Source organism: Pannonibacter sp. CBAS1226, from assembly GCF_055685825.1.
Genome location: NZ_JBVOUO010000003.1, coordinates 140,668 through 163,685 on the forward strand (window position 1 = coordinate 140,668; position 23,018 = coordinate 163,685).

General features: G+C 64.6%; 22 protein-coding genes and 1 tRNA gene. 19 read left to right on the top strand and 4 right to left on the bottom strand.

The window, feature by feature from the left end; translation table 11 throughout:
* Positions 1-3: 3 nt before the first annotated feature.
* From AC0CMF_RS10820 to hypE, 7 genes are read left to right on the top strand one after another with little or no spacing between them, the layout of a single operon-like run.
* Entirely contained in the window at positions 4-882 is an 879-nt protein-coding gene (locus AC0CMF_RS10820; protein ID WP_472481640.1) for a hypothetical protein, read from the top strand.
* Complete coding sequence (gene hypA, locus AC0CMF_RS10825; RefSeq protein ID WP_050474652.1) at positions 875-1,216, top strand: hydrogenase maturation nickel metallochaperone HypA; 342 nt, start codon at positions 875-877, stop codon at positions 1,214-1,216. The genes AC0CMF_RS10820 and hypA overlap by 8 nt, the downstream gene beginning before the upstream one ends.
* A complete protein-coding gene (gene hypB / locus AC0CMF_RS10830) occupies positions 1,216-2,136 on the top strand; it encodes a hydrogenase nickel incorporation protein HypB (protein WP_374629610.1) in 921 nt (306 codons plus the stop codon). The genes hypA and hypB overlap by 1 nt, the downstream gene beginning before the upstream one ends.
* Before the next feature lie 13 nt (positions 2,137-2,149).
* On the top strand, positions 2,150-3,637 hold the full coding sequence (locus tag AC0CMF_RS10835) for a sigma-54-dependent transcriptional regulator (protein ID WP_123194827.1): 1,488 nt from the start codon (positions 2,150-2,152) through the stop codon (positions 3,635-3,637).
* 3 nt (positions 3,638-3,640) lie between these two features.
* Positions 3,641-3,931 carry a HypC/HybG/HupF family hydrogenase formation chaperone gene (locus tag AC0CMF_RS10840; RefSeq protein ID WP_050474654.1) on the top strand — a complete coding sequence of 97 codons (291 nt, stop codon included), beginning with the start codon at positions 3,641-3,643 and terminating at the stop codon, positions 3,929-3,931.
* Positions 3,928-5,064, top strand: a complete 1,137-nt coding sequence (gene hypD / locus AC0CMF_RS10845; protein ID WP_374629611.1) for a hydrogenase formation protein HypD — start codon at positions 3,928-3,930, stop codon at positions 5,062-5,064. The genes AC0CMF_RS10840 and hypD overlap by 4 nt, the downstream gene beginning before the upstream one ends.
* A gap of 47 nt (positions 5,065-5,111) precedes the next feature.
* Positions 5,112-6,134: a hydrogenase expression/formation protein HypE gene (gene hypE, locus AC0CMF_RS10850; protein WP_058899198.1), complete on the top strand. Its 1,023-nt coding sequence runs from the start codon at positions 5,112-5,114 to the stop codon at positions 6,132-6,134.
* Between the two features lie 365 nt (positions 6,135-6,499).
* Here the strand turns inward: hypE and AC0CMF_RS10855 are convergent.
* Positions 6,500-6,576, bottom strand: a tRNA-Met gene (locus AC0CMF_RS10855).
* A gap of 488 nt (positions 6,577-7,064) precedes the next feature.
* Between AC0CMF_RS10855 and AC0CMF_RS10860 the strand changes: the two genes are divergently transcribed.
* Both AC0CMF_RS10860 and AC0CMF_RS10865 read left to right on the top strand, forming a co-directional pair.
* Positions 7,065-7,412 carry a type II toxin-antitoxin system RelE/ParE family toxin gene (locus AC0CMF_RS10860; RefSeq protein WP_374629613.1) on the top strand — a complete coding sequence of 116 codons (348 nt, stop codon included), beginning with the start codon at positions 7,065-7,067 and terminating at the stop codon, positions 7,410-7,412.
* Positions 7,409-7,705: a helix-turn-helix domain-containing protein gene (locus tag AC0CMF_RS10865; RefSeq protein WP_123194823.1), complete on the top strand. Its 297-nt coding sequence runs from the start codon at positions 7,409-7,411 to the stop codon at positions 7,703-7,705. The genes AC0CMF_RS10860 and AC0CMF_RS10865 overlap by 4 nt, the downstream gene beginning before the upstream one ends.
* Positions 7,706-7,756: 51 nt before the next feature.
* Here AC0CMF_RS10865 and mnmA read toward each other — a convergent pair whose 3' ends face one another.
* Entirely contained in the window at positions 7,757-8,941 is a 1,185-nt protein-coding gene (gene mnmA / locus AC0CMF_RS10870; protein ID WP_374629615.1) for a tRNA 2-thiouridine(34) synthase MnmA, read from the bottom strand.
* 389 nt (positions 8,942-9,330) lie between these two features.
* Here mnmA and AC0CMF_RS10875 point away from each other — a divergent pair, with 389 nt between their 5' ends.
* The 9 genes from AC0CMF_RS10875 to flhA all read left to right on the top strand — a co-directional run bounded on the left by AC0CMF_RS10875 (position 9,331) and on the right by flhA (position 20,622).
* Complete coding sequence (locus AC0CMF_RS10875) at positions 9,331-11,469, top strand: flagellar hook-length control protein FliK (protein ID WP_472481645.1); 2,139 nt, start codon at positions 9,331-9,333, stop codon at positions 11,467-11,469.
* A 54-nt stretch (positions 11,470-11,523) separates the two neighbouring features.
* Positions 11,524-12,186 carry a flagellar hook assembly protein FlgD gene (locus AC0CMF_RS10880; RefSeq protein WP_050474946.1) on the top strand — a complete coding sequence of 221 codons (663 nt, stop codon included), beginning with the start codon at positions 11,524-11,526 and terminating at the stop codon, positions 12,184-12,186.
* Between the two features lie 408 nt (positions 12,187-12,594).
* Entirely contained in the window at positions 12,595-12,870 is a 276-nt protein-coding gene (gene sciP / locus AC0CMF_RS10885; protein WP_019963894.1) for a CtrA inhibitor SciP, read from the top strand.
* A 456-nt stretch (positions 12,871-13,326) separates the two neighbouring features.
* Positions 13,327-14,943 carry a flagellar basal-body MS-ring/collar protein FliF gene (fliF, locus tag AC0CMF_RS10890; protein ID WP_082675979.1) on the top strand — a complete coding sequence of 539 codons (1,617 nt, stop codon included), beginning with the start codon at positions 13,327-13,329 and terminating at the stop codon, positions 14,941-14,943.
* Positions 14,944-14,946: 3 nt separating this feature from the next.
* A complete protein-coding gene (fliG, locus tag AC0CMF_RS10895; RefSeq protein ID WP_050474947.1) occupies positions 14,947-15,996 on the top strand; it encodes a flagellar motor switch protein FliG in 1,050 nt (349 codons plus the stop codon).
* Positions 15,997-16,022: 26 nt separating this feature from the next.
* Positions 16,023-16,727 (top strand): FliH/SctL family protein, encoded by a 705-nt coding sequence (locus AC0CMF_RS10900; protein WP_050474948.1) that lies wholly within the window; start codon positions 16,023-16,025, stop codon positions 16,725-16,727.
* The gene (fliN, locus tag AC0CMF_RS10905; protein ID WP_050474949.1) at positions 16,724-17,062 is read left to right on the top strand and encodes a flagellar motor switch protein FliN; all 339 of its coding nucleotides are present in this window, start codon (positions 16,724-16,726) and stop codon (positions 17,060-17,062) included. The genes AC0CMF_RS10900 and fliN overlap by 4 nt, the downstream gene beginning before the upstream one ends.
* A 19-nt stretch (positions 17,063-17,081) precedes the next feature.
* Positions 17,082-18,437, top strand: coding sequence for a sigma-54-dependent transcriptional regulator FlbD (gene flbD / locus AC0CMF_RS10910; protein ID WP_374629617.1), 1,356 nt, complete (start codon positions 17,082-17,084; stop codon positions 18,435-18,437).
* A 28-nt stretch (positions 18,438-18,465) separates the two neighbouring features.
* A complete protein-coding gene (gene flhA, locus AC0CMF_RS10915; protein ID WP_374629618.1) occupies positions 18,466-20,622 on the top strand; it encodes a flagellar biosynthesis protein FlhA in 2,157 nt (718 codons plus the stop codon).
* A 43-nt stretch (positions 20,623-20,665) separates the two neighbouring features.
* Here flhA and AC0CMF_RS10920 read toward each other — a convergent pair whose 3' ends face one another.
* Entirely contained in the window at positions 20,666-20,908 is a 243-nt protein-coding gene (locus AC0CMF_RS10920) for a hypothetical protein (protein WP_050474954.1), read from the bottom strand.
* Positions 20,909-20,989: 81 nt separating this feature from the next.
* Here AC0CMF_RS10920 and AC0CMF_RS10925 point away from each other — a divergent pair, with 81 nt between their 5' ends.
* Entirely contained in the window at positions 20,990-21,760 is a 771-nt protein-coding gene (locus tag AC0CMF_RS10925) for a GNAT family N-acetyltransferase (RefSeq protein WP_348771012.1), read from the top strand.
* An 8-nt stretch (positions 21,761-21,768) separates the two neighbouring features.
* Here AC0CMF_RS10925 and mtnA read toward each other — a convergent pair whose 3' ends face one another.
* Positions 21,769-22,869 carry an S-methyl-5-thioribose-1-phosphate isomerase gene (gene mtnA / locus AC0CMF_RS10930; protein WP_186415650.1) on the bottom strand — a complete coding sequence of 367 codons (1,101 nt, stop codon included), beginning with the start codon at positions 22,867-22,869 and terminating at the stop codon, positions 21,769-21,771.
* Positions 22,870-23,018: the final 149 nt, after the last annotated feature.

The following is a 23,018-nucleotide window of genomic DNA, read 5'->3' on the forward strand; positions in this document are numbered from 1 at the left end:
GGCTTGACCATCTTGCTGAGGCGGCGGGGGGACGGGCTCGAAGCCCGCCTTGCCCGCGCGCCCGCCATGCCGGTGGAAGCCCTGCTGCTCGGCCGCCCGGTGGCCGAGGCGCGCCAGCTCCTTGGCCGCCTGTTCGGCCTGTGCCGCTGTGCCCATCTGGGCGCGCTGGACCTCGCTCTCGGGCTCGGTGCGCCAGATCAAGCCGGTCTTGCGGCCGAGATCCGGACCGATCACCTCGCCCAGCTCTTCGTCCATCTGCCGCCGCTGCTGGGGCTTGCGCCGCAGGCGCCGCCGCGCGCCGATCTCGAAACCGCCCTGCTTGGCGGGGCGGCGGAGCGCTTTGCCGCAGGCGACCTGCCGGGATGGCTGGCCTTGGGCGAGGGCGTGTCGCCACTCATGCGGCGCATCGCCAAAGCCTTTCCACCGGGGGAGGCGGATCCGGGCCTGCCGCCGCTCGGCCGCAGCGCGGCGCCGCGCCCCGGCGAGGCGCTGAATGTGCCGGCGGCGCGGGTGGCAACGCATCCGGTGCTGGCCGAAGCCGCCCGGTGCTACGGTTACGGGCCTCTCTGGCAGGCTCTCGGCCTTGTGGCCGACCTGCTGGCGCTGACTGTGCCCGGACACCTCGCCGCCGGACTGGCCGCCCCGTCCTGCGCATTGGTCCCGGCCGCGCGTGGCACCTATGCCTTGACCGCGACCGCGAGCGGCGGTCTGCTGATCCGGCTCGACCGGCTGACGCCGACGGACGATCTGACCGCGCCCGGCGGGGCGATCGAACGCGCCCTGGCGCGCCTCGCGCCGTCGCGCCATTGTCTTGCGCCGGTGGTGGTCAGGCTGCTCAATCCGTGCGAGCGGTTCCAGGTGGAGGAGGTGGCTCATGCATGAGATGTCGCTTTGCGAAGGCATCCGCCAGGTGATCGAAGGGCAGGCCGAGGCGCATGGCTTTTCCCGGGTCGCCGTGGTGCGGCTGGAAATCGGGCGCTTCGCCGGCGTCGAGCGGGCCGCGCTCGACTTTGCCTTCGACGTGGTGATGCGGGGCGGGGTTGCCGACGGCGCCCGGCTGGAGATCATCGACCTGCCCGGCCGGGCGACCTGCTTCGATTGCGCCGCCGAGGTCGATCTCGACGACCGGCTGGCGCCCTGTCCGCGCTGTGGCGGCGGGCGGCTGTTGCCCGTGGGCGGGGATGAAATGCGGATCAAAGACCTGGAGGTGAACTAATGTGCACGGTTTGCGGCTGCGGCGACAGCGTGACGAAGGACGGCGTGCCGATCGGCGAGCATCATCCTCACGATCACGATCACGATCACGATCACGATCATGGTCATGGTCATGGTCACCACCATCACGATCATCATCACCATTCTCATGACCACGGCCACCATGACCATCACCATCATGACCATCACGATCATGACCACCATCACTACGGCACGGGGCCGGCAGGCGTTTCCGTGCCCGGCCTGTCGCAGGAGCGGCTGATCGCGGTGGAAACCGCGATCCTGTCGAAGAACGACAGCCATGCCGCCGGCAACCGGCGGGTGCTGAAAGCGCTCGGCGTTTACGCGGTCAATCTCGTGTCGTCGCCCGGTTCCGGCAAGACGGCGCTGCTGTGCCGCACCATCCGCGAACTCGGAACAACGCCGCTCGCCGTGATCGAGGGCGACCAGCAGACCTCGAACGACGCCGACCGCATCCGGGAGACCGGCGCGCGGGCGATCCAGATCAACACCGGCAAGGGCTGTCATCTCGATGCCCATATGGTGGGTCATGCGATGGACGACCTGCCGCTCGCGCCCGACAGCCTGCTGTTCATCGAGAATGTCGGGAACCTTGTCTGCCCGGCGGCTTTCGATCTCGGCGAGGATGCCAAGGTGGCGATCCTCTCGGTGACCGAGGGCGAGGACAAGCCGCTGAAATATCCCGACATGTTCACTGCCGCGCGCCTTGCGCTGGTCAACAAGACGGATCTTGCGCCGCATTGCGACGTCTCGCTTGAGGCCTATGAGGCGAACCTGAAACGGGTGAACCCGCTGATCGAGGTGCTGTTCGTCTCGGCCCGCACCGGCGAGGGAATGGAGGCCTGGCTTGCCTGGCTCGCCGCGCGCCGCGCCGAGAAGCGCCTGGCCAGGGCCTCGTGAAAGGCCGCGCGAGATGAAAGCTCCCTCATCCCGTCCAACCCTGCTTCTCGTCGACGACGAGCCGCATTCGCTGACCGCGATGCGTATGGCGCTTGAGGACGAGTTCGACATCCTGACGGCGCCGGGCGCCGAGGAGGCGCTGCAGACGCTGGAGAAGGAGTGGGTGCACGCGATCTTCTGCGACCAGCGCATGCCCGGCCGCTCCGGCGTGGAGTTCCTGGCGGATGTGCGGGAGCGCTGGCCGGAGACGGTGCGCGTCATCATCACCGGCTATACCGATCCTGGTGCCATGATGGCGGCGATCAACGACGCTGGCATCCACCAGTTCCTGACCAAGCCCTGGCATCCCGACCATCTGATGATCGCCGCGCGCAATGCGGTGCGCCTGTTCCAGCTTGCCCGCGAGAACGAGCGGTTGGTGCTGGAAATGCGCTACCTCACCAATACCGCGAAGGAGCGGCTGGAACGGCGGCGCAAGGCGCTGCGCGAGGGGGCGGGGTTCGAGACCATAAGCTGCGCTCCGGCCTCGCCGATGAACCAGGTGATCGATCACGCGCGGCGCTATGCCAGCTTCGACCTGCCGGTGCTGCTGACCGGCGAAGCCGGCACCGGCAAGAGCCGGATCGCGCGGGCGATGCATCTGGGCTCGCTGCGGTCGGACAAGCCGTTCTACACGTTCGACCTGACCGGCGTGCCGTCGGAACTGGCGGCGCTGCATCTGTTCGGGGCCAAGCGCGGCGTGTTGCCGGGGGGCACCTATCGCGTCGGGCTGATGCAGCGGGCCGATCGCGGCACGCTCTATCTGAGCGGGCTGGAGACAGCCTCGCCCGAGATCCAGCTGGCGCTGATGCGGGTCGTCTCCGAAGGCACGTTCACGCCGCTCGGCGGGCAGGAACTCATCGACACCAATGTCCGCCTTATCTCAGGGGCGACCAACGAACTGGCGGCACGGGTGGCGGAAGGCCAGTTCCTGCCGGGCCTCTATCATGCGCTCGCCGTCGGACGCATCATCGTTCCGCCGCTGCGCCAGCGCCGCTGCGACATCGCCATCCTGGCGCAGCAGATCGCCGCCGATCTCTCCATCGCCCATGGCAAGCCGGTCCGCGGCTTCACCGATGCGGCGCTGGAGTTTCTGGAAACCTATGACTGGCCCGGCAATCTGCGTGAATTGACCGGCGAGGTCACCCGCATGCTGGTGTTTGCCCAGGACGACGTGCTGGGGGCGGACCTGATCTCCCGGCACATCCTGCAGGCGATGCCCGGCGGGCTTCAGGCCGAGCGCGACGCGGCGCTCGACATGCTCCTGACCGGCGACACGACGCTGAAGGAGCGGGTGGAGGAGGTGGAGACGCGCATCCTGCGCGAAACCCTCACCCGCCATCGCTGGAACAAGAGCCGGGCGGCGGCGGAACTCGGCCTCAGCCGGGTTGGCCTCAGGGCCAAGCTCGACCGCTACGGCATCGCCGACCCGAGCGGGCGCGGCGAAGAAGAGGAGGACTAGACCATGTGTCTCGGCATTCCCGGACAAATCGTTGCGATTACTGATCCCGAGAGGCTGATGGCGCTTGCCGAAGTGTCCGGTGTCCGGCGCGAGGTCAATGTCACCTGCGTCATGGGCACCTCGCTCGACAGCCTGGTGGGCAAGTGGGTGCTCATCCATGTCGGCTTCGCCATGGCCCTGATCGACGAGGACGAGGCGGCCCGGACGCTGGCGGCGCTGCGCGATCTTGGCGAGGTGCAGGAAGCCCTTGATGCGATGGCGGAGGGCCAGCGTGCCCTGGAGGAACGGACATGAAGTTTGCCTCGGAGTTTCGCGATCCCCTGGCGGCGCGAGCCGTGCTCGCCGAAATCGCCCGGCTTGCCGGCCGGATCGGCGCCACGCGGGAAAAGCCGTTGCACATCATGGAGATCTGCGGCGGTCACACCCATGCGATCTTTCGCTATGGCCTCGACAAGCTGGTGCATGAGGGGATCGAATTCATCCATGGGCCCGGCTGTCCGGTCTGCGTGCTGCCGATGACCCGTGTCGATGAATGTATCGAGATTGCCGAGCGTCCGAATGTGATCTTCACCACCTTCGGCGATGCGATGCGGGTGCCGGGCTCCCGTGGCAGCCTGTTGCAGGCCAAGGCGCGCGGCACCGATATCCGCATGGTCTATTCGCCGCTCGATGCCCTGGAGCTTGCCCGCCGCAACCCGGACCGGGAGATCGTCTTCTTCGGCCTCGGCTTCGAGACGACCACCCCCTCGACGGCGCTGGCGCTGCAGCAGGCGGCGCGGGAGCGGCTGGAGAACTTCTCGGTCTTCTGCAATCACATCACCGTGCCGGAACCCATTCGCGTCCTGCTGCAGGACCCGGACATGCGGCTCGACGGCTTTGTCGGCCCCGGCCACGTCAGCATGGTGATCGGGCTGGAGCCCTATGCGTTCATCGCGCAGGAGTTCGGCAAGCCGATCGTCGTCGCCGGCTTCGAGCCGCTCGACCTGCTGCAGTCCGTGCTGATGGTGCTGAGGCAGATCGCCGAGGGGCGGGCCGAGGTGGAGAACCAGTATGCCCGCGTCGTCCCGCGCGAGGGCAATCCCGCCAGCCTCGCCGCCATCGCCGATGTTTACGAGCGGCGCCCGAGTTTCGAGTGGCGCGGTCTTGGCGAGATCGAGGCCTCGGGCCTGCGCATCCGCCCGGCCTATGCGGCCTATGACGCGGAGGCGAAGTTCGGCGTCGGATATGGCGCAGTGAGCCGCCGCACCGCCGAGCCGGAAGGCTGTGCCTGCGGGGCGGTCATGACCGGCCGTATCAAGCCGACGGCCTGCCCTCATTACGGCACCCAATGCACGCCGGAGACGCCGCTCGGCGCCCTGATGGTCAGTTCGGAAGGCGCCTGCGCCGCCTATTGGCAATATGGCGGGGCGCGGGCGCTGGCCTCCTGAGGCTGACGGCGTGCAGACAAGACAGTGACAGAAAGGCGGGAGCAGGAATGGCGCTTCGCGATACGCATGTGACCCTGGCCCATGGCGGCGGTGGCCGGGCCATGCGCGATCTGATCGAGGACGTGTTCACCGGCGTGTTCGATCCACCGGGGATGGAGGACCAGGCCCGCCTTGCTCATGCGGCCCTTGCCGAGCCGGGTGCCCGTCTCGCCTTCACGACGGACAGTTTCGTCGTCACGCCGCTGGAGTTTCCCGGCGGCAACATCGGCCATCTGGCAGTCTGCGGCACGGTCAACGATCTTGCGGTCGGCGGTGCGCGGCCGCTCTGGCTTTCGGCCGCCTTCGTCATCGAGGAGGGAACGGAAGTGGCCTTGCTGCGCCGCATCGTTGCCGCGATGGCCGCGGAGGCGGACAAGGCCGGCGTGCGCATCGTCACCGGCGACACCAAGGTCGTGGGGCGCGGCGCGGCCGACGGGGTCTTCGTCACCACGGCCGGGGTCGGGATCATCCCGCCGGGGCGGGAACTGGCCGCAAGCCTTCTGCAGCCCGGCGATGTCGCCATCGTCAACGGCGTCCTCGGCGATCATGGCGCCGCGATCCTGGCGGCGCGCGGCGATCTTGCCCTGTCCTCCGACATCCGCTCCGACTGTGCCGGCCTTGGCCATCTCATGGAGGCGGTGATCGCTGCCGCGCCGGGAACGCGCGCGGCCCGCGACTGCACCCGTGGCGGCCTTGCCTCCGCTCTCAACGAGATGGCGGCAGCGGCCGGCGTCGGCATCGTCATCGAGGAAACCGCCCTGCCGCTGCGCGAGGAAGTGCGCGGCATGTGCGAAATCCTCGGGCTTGACCCGCTCTATCTCGCCAATGAGGGGACGCTTGTCCTGTTTGTTCCGCAGGAGGAGGCCGCCGCCGCCCTGGCGGCCATGCGCGCGCGGCCCGAGGGGCGCGGTGCGGCCGCCATCGGCCGGGCGAGCGCCGCCCATCCGGGCCAGGTGCGCATGACCACGCCCTTCGGCGGAATGCGCATCGTCGACATGCTGGTCGGCGAACAGCTGCCGCGCATCTGCTAGCACCCAGCTCGCTGAAAGCCCGGACCTGCCGGGCAGAAAGAAGCACGGGTCAGCACCAGCCTCAGGCCTGAAGCCCGCCGGCGGTCAGCCAGAGGGAAGGGAAGGGGAGGGGAAGGGAGGGGAAGGGAAGGGAAGGGAAGGGAAGGGAAGGGAAGGGCTCAGCTTTCCCCGCAGTCAATGGGTTGTCTGTTTTTGTGTCCAGAAGCCAGCACGGCTTTGTCCGGAAGTCCGCGCCGCCGCCACTGGCTGCGTGTTCAATGGCCCGTTCGGCCGGTACAGGGTCGGTACAAATTGCCAAATTGGCAAAGCTCAAGATCTGGCACACACTGCGTCAGTCAATCACTATCTGAATTTTTTGGAAAATTTGGTAGCGGAGGAGGGACTCGAACCCCCGACACGCGGATTATGATTCCGCTGCTCTAACCAACTGAGCTACTCCGCCATCCGTCCGTCTGCCGTTTCATCGGGCCGGAGCGGTTGGTGCTGTCCGGCGGGCAGAGGCTTGAGCGCGGCGCGGTGGCGCCGGTGTGGGGAGCTTATAGGAAGGGGCGGGGGCTCCTGTCAAGCGGGGTTTGACGGGATTTTGACAGGCGGCACAAGCGGCTGTTCCGCCTGTGGATGACGGCGGTGATGCTGTCCGGCAAACGCGGGGAAACTGGCGGATTTCTGGTGCCTTGGAGCGGTTGCCCCCATGGCGTTGCCTGGCTTTTGATGCAGCAGGCGCGATGTGGCACCGTATGCATGATTTACTCAGTTCATTGTATGGATGACCCTCCGGCGCGGATGGTGCGGCGGGCGAGGGCTTTGCGCCCACAACAGGTCCCGGCACGGAGGCCGGGACGGCGCAGTGGGGGTGGCGCGGTTTGCGGATGAGCTGACAGAGACCTTGTTGCAGCTTGTCTTTTATACAAGATTTTGTATACTCGAATTATGGCGGGATCCAAACCAGTCGCTTTCTGCGGCAGCTCTCTTGATGACCTGCGCGCCTTTCCGCCACAGGTGCGGCGGGAAGCGGGGTATCAGCTTGACCGGGTGCAAAGCGGTCATGAGCCGGATGACTGGAAGCCGATGAACACGGTGGGGCAAGGGGTGAAGGAAATCCGGATCCGCGATGCGTCCGATGCGTCCGATGCGTTCCGCGTCATCTATGCCGCTAGGTTTTCTGATGCTGTTTACGTGCTTCATTGCTTTCAGAAGAAGACGGAAAAAACGGCAAAGTCCGATCTTGATCTCGCGGCGAAGCGTTACCGCGATTTGCTGAAGGAGCAGGGCCGATGAATGAGCCGCAGTTTGCCAGTGAGCGGTTTGCCAGTGTCTGGGATGCCATCGAAGACACGCCGGAAGAAGCGGAGAACATGAAGCTTCGCTCCATGCTGATGATGGCGTTGAAGAGCCATATCGAGCGTGCCGGACTGAATCAGGCGCAGGCCGCGCAGATGTTTGGCGTGACGCAGCCGCGTGTGTCTGACCTGATGCGCGGCAAGATCAATCTGTTCGGTCTTGATGCGCTGGTGAACATGGCAGCCGCGGCGGGCTTGCGCATCGAGATGCAGGTGCGCGAACCCGCCTGATGCTTCCGGGGTTTTCCTCTCCGCCCGCTGCGGGCGGAGAGGAAGACAGTCTCACGCTGCCGGCAGCGTACGGTTTTCCTCGCGGGTGAAGGCGGGACTGGTGAGGCCGAGGGGTCTGGCGCGGGCGATCCAGCCGCCGCCCAGAACCTGGGCGCTGCTGTCGTCGCTGTCATAGAAGACGCAGGCCTGCCCCGGCGCGACGCCGGTTTCCCCGTCGGTCAGTTCCACCTTTGTGATGCCATCCGTGATGGTCAGCACCGCCGGGGTTGGCGGGCGGGTGGAGCGGACCTTGGCGAAGACTTCGGCGCGCATGCCTTCCGTGGCCGGTGCTGCGCCCAGCCAGTTGAGGTCGCGCAGTTCCAGCGTGCGGGTGGCGAGCGCTTCCTTGGGGCCGACGAGCACGCGCTTCTGCGCCGCATCCAGATGCACCACATAAAGCGGCTCACCGGTGGCAACGCCAATGCCGCGGCGCTGGCCGATGGTGTAGTGGATGATGCCCTCGTGCCGGCCCAGCACGCGCCCGTCCAGATGCACGATGTCGCCCGGCTCCAGCGCATCGGGCCGCAGCTTCTGGATCACATCGGAATATTTGCCCTTGGGCACGAAGCAGATGTCCTGGCTGTCCTGCTTGTCGGCAACGGACAGACCGAATTCGCGGGCCAGCTCGCGCACTTCGGCCTTCGGCATGCCGCCGAGCGGGAAGCGCAGGAAATCCAGCTGCTCCTGCGTTGTCGCAAAGAGGAAGTAGCTCTGGTCGCGGTCAAGGTCCGCCGGGCGGAACATCTGGTGGTGGCCGTCAGCGCCGGGCGCCGTGCGCACATAATGGCCGGTCGCCAGCACATCGGCACCCAGCGTGCGGGCGGTGGCCAGCAGGTCGGAGAACTTGACCGTCTGGTTGCAGGCGACGCAAGGCACCGGCGTTTCGCCGTTGAGATAGCTGTCGGCGAAACGGTCGATCACCTGCTCCTTGAAGCGGCGCTCATAGTCCAGCACGTAATGGGGGATGCCGAGGCGCTCGGCAACGCGGCGGGCATCGTGAATGTCCTGGCCGGCGCAGCAGGAGCCGGCCCGGTGCACGGCGGCGCCATGGTCATAAAGCTGCAGGGTGATGCCGATGACATCATAGCCCTCGCGCTTCATCAGGCCCGCGACAACGGAAGAGTCGACGCCGCCGGACATGGCGACAACGACACGGGTCTCTGCCGGGGGCTTCGGCAGATGAAGGGTATTCAGCATTTTGCGTCCTCTCGTTCCGCCGGGGTCAAGGGCCGGGGGCGGGATGGGCGTTGGCCGGAAGGGCATGACTGCAGCAATGCCGAAGGTCAGGCTGTCCCGCATGTGCCGCAGGCAGCCCGGCGGAACTGCGGTCAGGCCGTCCGGGAGATGAGGGGCAGTATACAGGCAAGGCGCGCTGCTGCCAATCGGCCCGGCAAAAGGTGCAAGTGACCGGGCAAGCCTTGCCGTGCCGGGCAGGATTTGCCGGGCTGAGGGCGTGAGGGAAGTGGCGTCCACCGGTCATTTTCTTGATTCAAAACAACAATTTGCGGGTGCTGAAACTGGCCCCGTCCTTGCTTTTGACTGGCAAGGATAAATCCGCCCCTTGTGGGCAAGCGTCGAGGGTTGCCGTGCAGGCATTTCAGCTTCGGATCGATCTTGGTGGCATGGGCGCGCCTGCTGGGGCAGGCGCCGGGGCTTCGGCTGGCGGTCAGGCGGCGGAGGGTGTCTTCGCCGGTGTTCTGGCAAGCGCTGGCGTTGAAGGCGCTGGGTCGCCCTTTGCGGGTGCGCAGCCTGTGCCGGTGAATGCCTCTGCTTCCGGCAGCCTTCCGGCGCAGAAGGCCATCGATGCGCAGGGTCTGCAGGTGCTGCAGCCCGGCGCCGTGGTGGAGCCGGCGGCCATTGATGCGGATGCAGCGCTGCCTGTGCCCCTGCCTGAGGTGCCGGTTGCAGCTCCCGGTGAGCTGCCGTCCCAGGTTCCCGGCAAGTCGGCTGGTGAGGCTGTATCTGATGGTCTGCCGGTTGTGGATGCGCCGGTGCCGGATGGCGAAGACGGTGCTGAAGTAGCCGCAATGGTGGTGGCATTCGTCATCCCCGCGCCTCTGCCGGCGCCGCAGCCGGTTGTCTCTGCTCCCGTGCAGAATGGCCTTCAGGATGGTGCGCTGAATGGCGTGGACGGCCTGCGCGGCAGCATCACTCCGGTCTTGCCGGATCTGCCGCAGACGGGCGGGCAGCCGCAGGTGCAGCCCGGCATGGCCCGGCCGCAGGTTGATGCGTCTCTTTCCGCGCCCCCTGCGCCTGCTGGCGGGGATATGCCGTCCGCTGAAGCTGGCAAGGCACCCGTGGCCGTGCAACCGGTGGCTCCTGCTGGTGCTGCTGCCGGATCTGCCCCCGCTCCGGGCGCTGCGCCGCAGGTGGTTCAGCAGCTGACAACTGCCTGGCCGCAGGCGGGCGCCGGTCTTGAGGCGGCGCTTGCCGCTGCAGGGCTCACAGCCAGCGAGGCTGAAGCTCTGGAGCCGGATGTTCTGGCAGCGCTTGCACGCTCTGCCCAGGGTGAGGCGGTGGCCGCCAGGGCAGGCTCAACCGGTTCCGCTGATGCCCAGATTCAGGTCCAGACTCAGTCTCAGCCTCAGGCAGCTGCTGCACCCGAGGTTGAGATCCAGGCTCAGGCGCGTCCGCAGCCGGTTTCTCCGGCTGGCACGCCTGTGGTAGCTGACGGTGCTGCGTCCCAGCCGGTGGCCGCAACGGCAGCTCCTGCGGTTGATGCCCAGCCGGACGGGGTCGAGACGCTGCGTTTTGCCATTGCTGCCGGTGCGGATGATGTTGCCGGGGCTCCCGCTGCCCGGCCCGAAATTGTGGCCCAGCAGGCGGTGGCCAGTGCTGTCGCAAATGCGGCTGCCAGCAGCCTGACGGCCAAGGCAGTTGCGGGAACGGCCGCGCAGACGGCCCAGACTGACGAGGCTGTGCAGCTGGCGGTTCAGAAGCGGGCTGCGGACAAGGATGGTTCTGGCAGCCGCTATCGCGTTGCGGATGAGGTTGCGTCTGACAAGCCGGGGATGCAGGCCGCCGGAGCCAAGGGCACGCAGGCGGCTGATCTGGCGGGCGCATCGGCTACCGTCAATGCCGGTCAGGCTGCCGCAAACGCTGCTGCGCCGGATGACGCAGAGGCGGACAAGGGATCGGACCCGGCCGTGGCACTGGATGCCCGCGCCGGACGGATGGATTTTACCGGTTTTGGCCGGGTTGACGGGCAAACGGCAACGAGTGCGGGCACGGCGCAGGCGTCTGTGTCCGGGCAGGTGCCCACGCAGGCACAGGCCCAGGCTGCCGCCAGCCAGATTGCCGGACAGATCCAGCTGCAGTCCCGCGCCGGGCAGAGCCGGTTCCAGATGCGGCTCGATCCGCCGGAGCTCGGCCGGATCGAGGTGCATATGAGGGTCAAGGCCGGCGGTGAAGTCGAAGCTCACCTCATCGTCGACAAGTCCGAAACGCTGGACATGTTCATGCGCGACCAGAAGGGCCTGGAACGGGCGCTGGAGCAGATCGGCCTGAAGGCCGAGCAGGGCGGGCTGCAGTTTTCACTGCGTGACGAGGGCAGTGGCCGCCAGTTTGCCTTTTCCGGTGACGGGCAGGGCAATGGCTCCGGCCAGTCCGGCCGTCAGGAGCAGCAGCAGGGACAGGACGGGCAGGCAGCAGAGCGCGGCATCAGCGAACGCGTGGTGCAGCTCTACCGCCAGAACGGGCGCAGCGGCGTCGATATCCGGATCTAGTATGCGTGCAAACTCCGGCTTGGCCGCAGGCCGCCGGTGTCAGGAGTGAAGAGAATGGCGACGGTTTCCACGAACAACGCAGCCGCTGCGGCCCAGGGCTCCAGCGCAGCCAGCAAGCAGACACTGCTTGGCAGCTATGACCTGTTCCTGACGCTGCTGACCACGCAGATCAAGAATCAGGACCCGCTCGAGCCTCTGGATGCCTCGCAATACACCCAGCAGCTGGTGCAATATTCCAGCGTTGAACAGGCCATCAAGAGCAACCAGCACCTTGAAAGCCTGATTGCCATGATGCAGGCGGGGCAGGCGTCCTCCTATGTGAACTATCTTGGTTCCCAGGTCACTGCATCCGGCGCCAGCAGCGTCCTGACCAATGGCGAGGCAATCTGGAAGGCCAATGTTTCAGAGGCGGCATCGGGGACTGTCGAGATCCGCAATTCCGCGGGCGCCAAGGTCTATGAAGGGCCGGTGGAGTTCAACAGGGGCAACAACACCTTCACGTGGGACGGCAAGACCGCCACTGGCTCCGTCATGCCGGATGGGGCCTATACGGTGTCCTTCAGGCTGTCGAATGCAGCCGGGAACAAGGTGACACCGACGACGCAGATATCCGGTGTTGTCGACCGCGTCGATCTGTCGAGCGGCACGCCTTATCTTGAGATCGGCGGCGTCTCGATCCCGGTCAGCTCGGTCACGTCGGTCGCGAGGGCGAGTTAAGACCAGCTGCCGGTGAGAATCACTCACCGGCAGTTGCTCAGGCCCGTGCGGCGCTGGAGCAATTTCAAGGCGTGATGCGTCAGCATCTCAGAGCCTTGCTATAAGTCCTGCCTGCCACAGGGCAGGTACAATCCGGCAGATCTGAAGCGCGGGAGTTTTCTCCTGCGCTTTTTTGTTTGCCGCCGGAGGGAACGGGGAGGGCCGGGAATGGCCCACAGATTACCGTATGGTAAACAAATTCTCAATTTGGCTAAACAAAGGCGAACTATTTTGAAGTGCTTTCTTAAGCACCGCCTCAAGAAATCGCAATTTCATAGTTAATACAATGTAACTGCTCGCTTAGGTAAATTTTAAACTCCGCTGTCTATTCTCTCTTCAAGACCTGGTCATGGTTTGTGTGAGAGTAAAATGACCGAGCAAATTCGTTCGCGTGTGAAATATGTGATTGGGCCGGATGGAAGCCCCCTCACCATCGCCGATCTGCCGCCGCCCAGTACAAAGCGGTGGGTCATCCGGCGTAAGGCGGAAGTCGTGGCAGCTGTCCGCGGCGGCCTCCTTTCCCTGGAAGAGGCTTGCCAGCGTTACACGCTGACGGTCGAAGAGTTCCTGTCATGGCAGAGCTCGATTGAGCGCCATGGGCTGGCGGGTCTGAGAGCGACCCGTATCCAGCAATATAGAAACTGACGGTTCGGTCTGCGGCTTGCCGCAGGCACGGTCTGTACCTCCAAAAACTGGCCGGGCTCGAAAGAGGCCGGCCTTTCTGTTTTGCCCTTGCCCGGACCGGCCGCGGAGGCGGGGCCGCAACCATCTGTGGTCAAACCGGTCTGACGCTGATTCCCGGTGGCGCGATGCTGCTGCCGGCCGCTAGAAGCGGATTCAGCTGGCGCGCTCCAGATGGCCCGCCTCGTCAAAAGTTACCCACTGATTAACGGAAACCGGCAGAATTTCGCTATTTGCAAGCGATGGCGGTAATAATTGGTGGCGGAATTCCGCCGGTTTTCCGGCTGACGTCAATACTCGTTAATAACTTGTTTACCTTCTGGCGGGCAAATTTTGCCTATCGGACAATGGGGTTCGGGTCAGAGTGGGCCGTGATTCCCTCAACTGCCGGGTAGGGCCAACGAACGCGAGCGGGCAAACGTGAACGGATTGATCGAATTCATCAGAACACTGGGTGCAGCGCGCGTGGCCGCCATGGGGGCGGTTGCGGCGATCCTCATTGGTGTTTTCGCCTTCATCATTCTGCGGGTGACGGCACCGCAGATGGCACAGCTCTATTCGGACCTGTCGCTGGAGGATTCGTCGGCCATCATCAACTCGCTGGAGCAGCAGGCGATTCCCTTCGAGCTGCGGCGCGAAGGGTCGACGATCATGATCCCGCAGGAGCAGATCGCCCGGGTCCGCATGCGGCTTGCCGAGAACGGCCTGCCGACCGGCGGTTCCATCGGTTATGAGATCTTCGACCGTTCGGATACGCTGGGCGCGACCAGCTTCATCCAGAACATCAATCACCTGCGCGCGATGGAAGGGGAACTGGCCCGCACGATCCGCTCCATCGACCGCATCGTCTCCGCCCGTGTTCATCTCGTGATCCCTGAACGCCAGCTGTTTCAGCGTGATGCCCGTCCGCCTTCGGCCTCAATCGCCGTCAAGGTCCGCGGTTCGCTCGGGGCAGGCGAGATCCGGGCGATCCAGCATCTGGTGGCTGCAGCTGTCGACGGACTGACGCCGGAGCGCGTCTCCATCGTCGATGACGCCGGGCGGCTGCTGGCCTCCAGTTCGGACGACAATGCGCAGGCGATGCTCTCCACCCAGCTGCAGGAGCGCACCTTCGAGGTGGAGCACCGGCTGCGCAATCAGGTGGAGGAAATCCTCAACAGTGTGGTCGGGCCGGGCCGGGCCCGCGTGCGTGTCGCCGCTCAGATCGACCACAACCGTGTCACGGAAACGCAGGAGCGCTTTGATCCCGAGGGCCAGGTCGTACGCTCGACCCAGACCAAGGAAGAAGCGAGCTCCCGCGGAGCTGGCCAGAATGCCGTGACTGTCGGGAACCAGCTCCCGAATGCGGATCAGGGCGGGGCGGGGACCGGCGATGTCGAAGCGTCGAACCTCAACGAGGAAATCGTCAACTACGAGATTTCCAAGGCGACCCGGACCGAAGTGGTCGAGGCGGGCAGCATCAAGCGGCTGTCGGTCGCTGTTCTGGTGGACGGCGTCTACACGCCGAATGCGGATGGTGTGCTCCAGTATGAGCCGCGCACGCAGGAAGTGCTCGACCGGATCGCGGTGCTGGTCCGCTCGGCAGTGGGCTTCGACGCTGCCCGCGGTGACGTGGTCGAGGTCGTCAATCTGCGCTTTGCCCAGGCGCCGGAAGCTGACTTCGAGCCTGCATCAACCAGCATGTTCGACTTCACCCGCGATGACATCATGCGCTTTGCCGAGCTGGGCGTGCTGATGCTGATCGCGCTGCTGCTGCTCCTCTTCGTGGTGCGCCCGCTTCTGCGCCGCATTGTGACGCCGGACGAAAAGCAGCCCCAGGAACTGGTCATCGCACCGGATGGCACGCTGGTGGCGGAGAGCGAACTGCCGCAGCAGCAGGACGACGAGGATGATGGTGTGGTCATCGAATGGCTGGAGGAGGCCAAGCGTGAAGGTGCCATGCAGGCCTCGTCCATCGCCAAGGTGGGCGCAATGATCGAAGATTATCCGACCGAAGCCGTGACGATCGTGCGCGGCTGGCTGGAGGAGGCGGCGTAATCCATGGCGCAAAGTCAATTGCAGAACCAGCTGACCGTCAGTGACGACGGCATTGAGCGGGAGCTCAGGGGAGCCGAGCGTGCCGCGGTTCTCATGCTGGCCCTTGGCGAAGTCCATGGACGGCAGATCTGGGCCCGCCTTGACGAGATCGAGGTGCGCCAGATTTCTGCGGCCATGGCCAAGCTGGGGCCTGTCACCCCGAACATGCTGCAGGAGCTTTTTGCCGATTTCGTGCGGCGCCTGAGCTCGCGCGGTTCGCTGATGGGCAACGTGGATGCGACCGAGCGTCTGCTGGCGGCCTTCCTGCCGCAGGACAAGGTGTCGGTGATCATGGAGGAAATCCGTGGTCCTGCCGGCCGCAACATGTGGGAAAAGCTCTCCAACGTGCAGGAGAACGTTCTCGCCAACTATCTGAAGAACGAATACCCGCAGACCGTTGCCGTGGTGCTGTCCAAGATCAACTCGGATCATGCCGCGCGGGTGCTGTCGATCCTGCCGGAAGATCTGGCGCTTGAGGTGATCAACCGCATGCTGCGCATGGAGGCGGTTCAGAAGGAGGTTCTGGAAAAGGTCGAGCTGACGCTCCGCAAGGAGTTCATGTCGAACCTGACCAACACCAGCCGCCGTGACAGCCATGAGATGATGGCGGATATCTTCAACAACTTCGACCGGCAGACCGAAGCCCGCTTCCTGGCGGCGCTTGAAGAAGAGAACCGGGAATCGGCGGAGCGCATCAAGAACCTGATGTTCACCTTCGACGATCTGATGAAGCTCGATGCGGCCAGCTGCCAGACCCTGCTGCGCAACGTGGAGAAGGACCGTCTGACCATCGCGCTGAAGGGGTCTACCGATCAGGTGCGCGACTTCTTCTTCTCCAACATGTCCTCGCGGGCGGCAAAAATGCTCCGGGATGACATGGAAGCGCTTGGGCCGGTGCGCCTGCGCGATGTGGATGAGGCCCAATCCGCCATGGTTGCGACAGCAAAGGATCTGGCTGCGCGCGGCGAAATCATGATCGCGAAGTCGAAGAGCGACGACGAGATCATCTACTGATGACAAGCGAGGTCTAGAGCGGAAGCATGTCACGCTTCACGACACCGTCGAAATTCCTGTTCAGCACGGACTTTGCGGCTCCGGAGGCTCCGGCCGCCGAACTGCCGCAGGAGCCGGTCGTGCCGATGATGCCGGTTGCCCAGCATGAAGCTCTGCTGGCGGCCGCCATTGCCGATGCACGCAGCAAGGGCCGGGCTGAAGGCATGGAAGAGGCGCGTGCCGGCGAGGAGCGCCGTCTTGCGGATGAGGCGGCCCGTCTTGTGAGTGTGGCTCAGCAGGTTTTCGACGAAATCGATGGCTTCCGGGAAGAGATCGAGCGGGACGCGATTTCACTCGCCTTTCTCGTCGCGCGGCGGCTTTGCGCGCATCTGATCGCGCGCAGCCCGCTGGGAGAGATCGTGGCGCTGGTGTCCGAATGTCTCGGCCCCTTGCGGGAAGCCCCGCATCTGGTCATCCGCGTGGCGGTCAAGGATGTCGATGCGTTGAAGAAGCGTATGGATCCGCTGATTGAGGAAAAGGGTTTCGAGGGGCGTCTCGTCATCCTCGGAGAACCCGAGGTCGAGCGCGGCGATTGCCGGATTGAATGGGCCGATGGCGGCATCCTGCGGGACCGAAAGGCCATTGAGAAACAGATTGACCAGATCATTCGCGGCTATTTCCAGGCCAAAGCTGCTGCCCGTGCGCGGCCTCAGGCGCGTGAGACAGCCGCAACCGGGGAGACTGAGGCATGAGCAACACAGGTGATGGCGGAATTCCGCTGGATGAACTTGAAAGCCCAGGCCGGCGCCGGGAAGACCGGGGCGACATCGGCCACGCTTCATCGGCCGCCGATCTGGAAGCTGTTTTCGATGTGCCGGTGCGCATCTCGGCCGTGCTGGGCCATTCCAAGATGCATGTTGCGGACTTGTTGAAGCTGGCATCGGGAACGGTGCTGGAGTTGGACCGCAAGGTCGGCGAGGCCATCGATATCTATGTGAATGACCGGCTGGTCGCCCGCGGGGAAGTTGTTGTGGTCGAGAACAAGCTGGGCGTGACCATGACCGAGATTATCAAGACCGACCGCTGAGAGCGGGCAGGAGACGAAGATGCGCTTGCTGATTGTTGGGACGCTTGGCGGCCAGCTTACGACAGCCTCGAAAATCGCGATGCAGCGCGGCGCTCAGGTCACCCATGCGGATGACATCGAGGGGGCGCTGAAGGTGCTGCGTTCCGGCCGGGGCGCCGATCTGCTGATGGTCGAGGTGAAACTGGATATCGGCTCGCTGATTGCACGGCTGACGGACGAGCGCATTCATGTGCCGATCGTTGCCTGCGGCACGGATACGGATGCCCGCGCGGCTGTGGCGGCCATTCGGGCCGGCGCCAAGGAATATATCCCGCTGCCGCCTGATCCGGATATGATCGCGGCGGTTCTGTCCGCCGTTTCGGAAGAGCGCAGCGATCTGATCTACCGCGACGAAGCCATGGCTGCCGTGGTGAAGCTGGCTGAACAGGTGGCTCCTTCCGATGCTTCGATCCTGATTACCGGCGAATCCGGCACGGGCAAGGAAGTCATTGCCCGCCACGTGCACCGCAGTTCTTCACGTTCGGGCAAGCCGTTCATCTCCATCAATTGCGCGGCAATCCCCGAGCATCTGCTGGAATCCGAACTCTTCGGCCATGAGAAGGGCGCCTTCACCGGTGCCGTTGCCCGCCGTGTCGGCAAGTTCGAGGAAGCCGATGGCGGCACGCTGCTGCTGGACGAGATTTCCGAAATGGACGTGCGCCTGCAGGCCAAGCTTCTGCGCGCCATTCAGGAGCGGGTGATCGACCGGGTGGGCGGCACACGGCCTGTGCCGGTGGATATCCGTATCATCGCCACGTCGAACCGGGATCTGGCGGAAAGCGTGCGGCAGGGGACCTTCCGTGAGGATCTGCTCTTCCGCCTGAATGTGGTGAACCTGAAGCTGCCGCCCCTGCGCCAGCGCCCGGCCGACATTCTGGAACTCGCCGATTATTTCGCCCGCCATTATGCGCAGGTGAATGGTGCCCCGGTGCGGCCCATCAGCCCGGATGCGCGCCGGGCGCTGACCACCAGCCCCTGGCCGGGCAATGTGCGCGAACTGGAGAACACCATCCACCGCGCCGTGCTGCTCGCCATCGGGCCGGAGATCGGGGTTGATGCGATCCGCATGCCGGATGGGACACCGCTGGCTTCGGCACCGCGCGGGCCGGTGGAGCGGGCAGCGCAGGCGGCCGAGGCCGTCAACCGCTCGCTCGTCGGGCGGACGGTCGCCGATGTGGAGCGGGATCTCATTCTCGATACGCTGGACCACTGCCTTGGAAACCGCACCCACGCGGCCAAGATCCTCGGCATTTCGATCCGGACCCTGCGCAACAAGCTGAACCAGTACACGGATGAGGGCATCCATGTGCCAGGACCGGGCGAAGCGCGGGTTTGAGGCGCTTGCAGATTTTTGAGGACGCTGCATGAGTGAAGCATCAGCAAATGGCACCGGCGCACCGCCGCCGCCCGGAGGGCGCGGACCGGGGACTGGCGCCGCGATGCCGAGTCTGGGCGATATCTGGCGTGCGCTGAGGCAGGGCGATCTGGGCCTTGCCATCGGCGTGATGGTCATTCTCGTCCTGCTCATCGTGCCGATGCCCTCGGTCATGCTGGACATGTTCCTGGCCATCTCGATCATCTTTTCGGTGATGATCCTGATGACCGGCCTGTTTATCCAGCAGCCGCTGGAATTCTCGTCCTTTCCGACGGTTCTGCTGATCGCCACCATGCTGCGGCTGGCGCTCAACCTTGCCTCAACGCGCCTGATCCTCGCCAACGGCCATGAGGGCACAGCTGCGGCCGGACATGTGATTCAGTCCTTCGGCAACTTCGTGATGGGTGGCAATTTCGTCATCGGCATCATCGTCTTTGCCATTCTGGTGATCGTGAACTTCATCGTCATCACCAAGGGTTCGGGCCGTATCGCGGAAGTGGCGGCGCGTTTCACCCTGGATGCCATGCCCGGCAAGCAGATGGCGATCGACGCCGACCTGTCGGCCGGCCTGATCGACGAGGGCGAGGCCCGCCGCCGCCGCAAGCAGCTGGAAGAAGAATCCACCTTCTTCGGTGCCATGGACGGTGCGTCCAAATTCGTGCGCGGTGATGCGATCGCCGGTCTGCTGATCACCTTCATCAACGTGATTGCCGGGATCATCATCGGCGTGGCGCAGATGAAGCTGAGTTTCGGCGAGGCTGCGCAGAACTACACCCTGCTGACGGTGGGCGACGGGCTGGTATCGCAGATCCCGGCGCTGATCGTCTCGACCGCTGCCGGTATTCTGGTGTCCAAGGCGGGTGTGGTCGGTTCGGCCGACAAGGCCATGGTGGCCCAGTTTACCGGCTATCCGAAGGCGCTGGGCATGTCCTCCGCCGTCATGCTGACGCTGGCCTTCCTGCCGGGCATGCCGATGATCCCCTTCGTCTCGCTGGCGGCGCTGGCTGGCTGGCTGGCCTTCAAGACCGGAAATGTGAAACAGCAGAAAGCGGCAGCGGAAGTCGCCAAGAAGGTGATCGAGGAAGCGCCGAAGCCGCCTCCGGAGCCGCCGATCACCGATGCCCTCAAGATGGATGAGTTGCGTATCGAGCTGGGCTACGCCCTGCTGCCCCTGATCAATGGCAAGGAAAGCGGCGGCGGCGATCAGCTGACCGAGCAGATCAAGGCTCTACGCCGTCAGATTGCGGCGGACATGGGCATCATCATGCCGCCCGTGCGCATCCTCGACAACATTCAGCTTGGTGCGAATGATTATGTCATCAAGGTCAAGGAAGTGGATGCGGGCAAGGGCTCGCTCTATCCCAACCGCTACATGGTCATGGATCCGGCCGGTGGTCAGGTGAAGCTGCCGGGCACGCACACGATCGAACCGACCTTTGGTCTGCCAGCCACCTGGGTGGAGGCTGCCTACCGTGAGGATGCCTCGCTGCGCGGCTATACGGTGGTGGACCCGGCGACCGTGCTCTCGACCCATCTGACCGAGACGATCAAGGGCAATGTGGCGGAACTGCTGACCTATGCCGATGTGCAGAAGCTCCTGAAGGAGATGAAGGGCGATCAGGCCAAGCTGGTGGACGATCTCATCCCGTCGCAGATCAACGTGTCGGGCGTGCAGCGCGTGCTGCAGACCCTGCTGGGCGAGCGTGTTTCCGTGCGCGATCTGGGCACCATTCTGGAAGGCATTGCGGAGGCGGTTGGCTTTACCCGCAACACCAACACGATTGCCGAACACGTGCGCAGCCGGCTGGCGCGCCAGCTCTGCGCGGCCAACATGGCGCCCGGCGGCTATCTGCCGCTGATTGCGCTGAGCCCGCGCTGGGAGCAGTCGTTCCTGGAAGCGATCGTCGGGGAAGGTGAAGACCGTCAGCTCGCCATGCAGCCCTCGAAGCTGCAGGAGTTCGTGACCCTCGTGCGTGATGCCTTTGAGCAGGCGGCCACCCAGGGCGAGGTCCCGGTTCTGCTGACCTCACCGCAGACACGGCCCTTTGTGCGTTCCATCGTTGAACGCTTCCGGGCGCATACAACGGTGATGAGCCAGAACGAGGTTCATCCCCGGGCGAAGCTGAAGACAGTCGGGTCAATCTGAGGCAAAGCCGGAGAGGTGAAAGTCTCCGGCTTTGTGCGTGTCATCACACCAGAATATTCAGCCGTGACATGGCTGTGGCAGCGCTGACGTTGTTGCCGCGAATGGCGTTGGACGCCTGTTGCTGCACGACACCGGTGTTGATCTCAAAGAAGGCCTGATTGAGCTGGGCGTTGAGATTGATTGTCCGTTGAACGGCGCGCCTGCGCACTGTTGCCCATGCGTCATTGTAGTCTTTGAGACTGGGCTTTTTGTCGTTGCGGTTGGGGTTGTTTCCGATCTTAGACATGGGAACAGTCTTGGCGCATATGGTTAACGAAAGGTAAACCTGCCGCGAATTGCCTGATTTCCGTCCTTTCACAATACCGTTATGACAGCTGCGAACAGAGCGCAGGCAGGTCTTGCATCCGGCTCGTTTTTCCCCGACACCATGCCGCTTCTCTCCCCCGTGCCGGCTGATGCAGCGCTGCACCAGCTGGCACGGGGGCGCCATGATGCCTGCCGCGACAAGGACCTTCTGATGACCCCACTCAACATGAACGGCTACACCGACCTGCCCGAAAGCAAGATCGCGCTGGTGGTCACCTTTCTGGAGATGACCGGAGCGCCTGCAGGGCTCGCCGCACCAAAGGCGCCTGCCGGTGTGTCGCTGGAGCGGTTTCAGGCGGCCGATCTGGATGGTTTCCTCAAGCTCTTCCGCAAGGTGGGCGAGGAATGGCTCTGGTTCTCCCGGCTCATCATGCCGCGCGAGAAGCTGGCCGCAATTCTCTGCGAACCCTCGCGTGAGGTCTGGATTGTCCGCAAGGACGGAGTGGATGCCGGGCTGCTGGAACTGGACTTTGCCGATCCGCAGGACGTTGAACTGTCCTTCTTCGGGCTGACGCGGGAGGTCACGGGGCAGGGGCTTGGCCGCTGGCTGATGCAGGAAGCGCTGTGGCGCGCCTGGTCGCGGCCGCAGACGAAGCGCTTCTTCGTCCACACCTGCACCGGCGACAGCCCGGTGGCGCTCGGCTTCTATCAGGCGAGCGGCTTCCGGCCGTACAAGCGGGCGGTTGAGGTGATTGATGATCCGCGTCTTGCGGGTCACCTGCCCGAAACCGCCGCTCCGCATGTGCCGGTGCTGGGGCGCCTAGCGGACTGACTCCGGCTTCAGTGCCTGATCTTGTCAGAGAAGGCGGCGGCCAGTGCCGGGCGCGAGGCTTCGATCACGCCGCGCTCGGTGATGAGCCCCGTCACCAGGCGCGCCGGCGTAACGTCAAAGGCGGGATTTGCAACTTCGGAGCCTTCCGCCACGATGGAGACGCGGCGGATGGTGCCGTCGAGTGCAAGCCCTGCGATGGTGGACACTTCTCTGCCATCCCGTTCCTCGATGGGAATGCCCGTCAGGCCGTTGCTGATGGAGAAATCGAGGGTGGAGGAGGGCAGGGCGACGTAAAAGGGCACATTGCAGTCCTTCGCTGCCAGCGCCTTCAGATAGGTGCCGATCTTGTTGCAGACATCTCCATTGGCCGTGGTCCGGTCGCTGCCGACGATCACCATGTCCACGGCGCCGTGCTGCATCAGGTGTCCGCCTGCATTGTCGCAGATGACGGTGTGCGGCACGCCGTGCTTGCCCAGCTCCCAGGCGGTGAGAAAGGCGCCCTGATTGCGCGGGCGGGTTTCGTCCACCCAGACGTGGACGGGAATGCCCGCATCATGCGCCATGTAGATGGGGGCTGTTGCCGTGCCCCAGTCCACCGTTGCCAGCCAGCCGGCATTGCAATGGGTGAGGATGTTCACCGGTTCCCCGAAGCTTTTACGGGCGAGCGCCGTCTTGATCAGGTCCAGCCCATGCAGGCCGATGGCCATGTTGGTGGCCACATCCTCGTCGCAGATCCGCTCGGCCACCTGCAGGGCCTTCTCGGCGCGCAACTCCGGCGCCAGATGGATGAGAGACCGGCGGGAGATATCAACCGCCCAGGCGAGGTTGACGGCCGTCGGCCGCGTATCGACCAGCATGGAGGCGGCCCCGTCGAGTGACGCATCGCCCGGATCTGCCTGCATCGCCAGCCACATGCCATAGGCGGCCGTTGCGCCGATGAGGGGAGCGCCGCGCACGCGCATGGTGCGAATCGCTTCGGCGGCCTCCGTCACGCTGGTGAGTTCCCGCGTTTCGAACGCATGCGGGAACATGGTCTGGTCCAGAATGGTTACACTCTTGCCGGATTTGCTCCGCCAGATGGTCCGGTAGGGGATGCCATTGACTTTCATGGGTGAAATCCTGCTGTTCCGGTTTTTTGCAGCGCGGCGTCTGGCCGTGCGGACCTGAATATATTAATACTTGTTAACCACAGCTGCGACATTGCCAGTGGAAGAGCGGTTCCCGGCCGGTTGCCCCGGTTTCCAGTAGGGCGCTGATC